Source organism: Candidatus Parvarchaeota archaeon (assembly GCA_016866895.1).
Taxonomy (GTDB): Archaea; Micrarchaeota; Micrarchaeia; order Anstonellales; family VGKX01; genus VGKX01.
Genome location: VGKX01000217.1, coordinates 1 through 1,295 on the forward strand (window position 1 = coordinate 1; position 1,295 = coordinate 1,295).

The 1,295-nt window shown below is 48.4% G+C and carries 2 protein-coding genes; both read left to right on the forward strand.

The window, feature by feature from the left end; all coding sequences use genetic code 11:
- Window positions 1-339: 339 nt before the first annotated feature.
- Window positions 340-741 carry a hypothetical protein gene (locus FJZ26_06060; protein MBM3229971.1) on the forward strand — a complete coding sequence of 134 codons (402 nt, stop codon included), beginning with the start codon at window positions 340-342 and terminating at the stop codon, window positions 739-741.
- 176 nt (window positions 742-917) lie between these two features.
- Window positions 918-1,295, forward strand: a 378-nt coding sequence (locus FJZ26_06065; GenBank protein ID MBM3229972.1) for a hypothetical protein, incomplete at its 3' end; no start/stop codon positions are given.

Sequence of the window (1,295 nt, forward strand, 5' to 3'; positions counted from 1 at the left end):
CTTCTTGAAAAGAAGGTTGCGCAGATTGAAGCTGAAACAGACACAATGAAGCTAAAGCAGCTTGCAAACTTCCTGGACAACGATATTGGTCATGCAAAGCCCGATGTTGCCAAGGCGCTGGCGGCTTACGCAAGATACAGCTCAAGTGAGGCGCACTGGCTTGCAGTTGAGCTTGGAGATGAATTTGCGGCCCGGGCTGTGCCTGCCTACGCCTCCGCATTCGGACCTTATGATGACGGCGCAACAATCTGGCAGCTGAAAAACTCGCTTGCGAAAATAAAATAGCAGAATTTGGAAGCTAAGATAAATTTGAGATAAATATTTGTCCTGGGATTTGAAATGGAAAAAGTTTTTTATTGTGCGGAGAAAGAAAAGAATCTTGGCGCAGTTATGAAAAATAGCGCCTGCACCAGAATGAATCTTGCAATTCTTGTTATTGCGATTTTTTCCCTTGCACTTGCATTTGGGTGCACAGGACAAGCCCAAGGGGAGGCAACAAAGGCTCAAGACGGCGGGAAACGGCCAGTGGCAGTGCTTTATGTCAACCAGATGAGCGCAAAACTCTCTGACAAGTACTATGAAAAGCCTGCCGCAGTACATGGTGAGCCGGTGCTTACCGAAAGGCAGGTTATGAAGCTGCGGCTTGAAGAGCACATGGAACAGGCAAGGCAGGCTGTTGAAATTGCGACCCTTGCAGGGCAGCTAGGCATCCATGAATATGCTGCTTCAGACCTTGACTGAAAAATTGCGCTTTCATGCACCAGTGATTTTAGAAACAGGCAGGGGGCTTTGCTGACACGATTCGAAGCACGGTTGCTGCCTGAAGCTTAAGCTATTGGTTCCGATGGCATTTCTCAAATGAGGCGTTGGGGCCATCTAGACCTTGTTTTTTATACTTTGCAGGCAATAGAGGCTGCATGCAAGAGTCGCAGAAAAAGCCCGTGCAGGCAGGCGCATTGGCCCAGGCCTCTTTGGCGCAGCAGGCAAGCATAAGGGACATAAGCATCGCCATAGACACATATGACGATATTTTCTCTGATTTTGACCCGCGACCTTATTCCACAAGGCAGGTTTCCCACGATTTTTTGGTCGAGATTAGGGCGCGATACAAGGAGACAAGGGGTGGAAGGATAGAAGTAAGGTTCATTGTCCCGGATATAGAGCGCGACTTGAAGACGGAAAGTGTGATAAAAAAACGGCTTAGGGAATATTTTGCCCAGGAAAAAAGGAGGCTGACTGAGGCGATTAAAAAAATCAGGTACAGGGGGGCTGTTTATGTGGCAGGCGGCGCGCTT

What these genes read in the sequence shown, in the direction of transcription:
- FJZ26_06060 (MBM3229971.1), top strand. Translation starts at nt 340, where the DNA reads ATGGAAAAAGTTTTTTATTGTGCGGAGAAAGAAAAGAATCTTGGCGCA.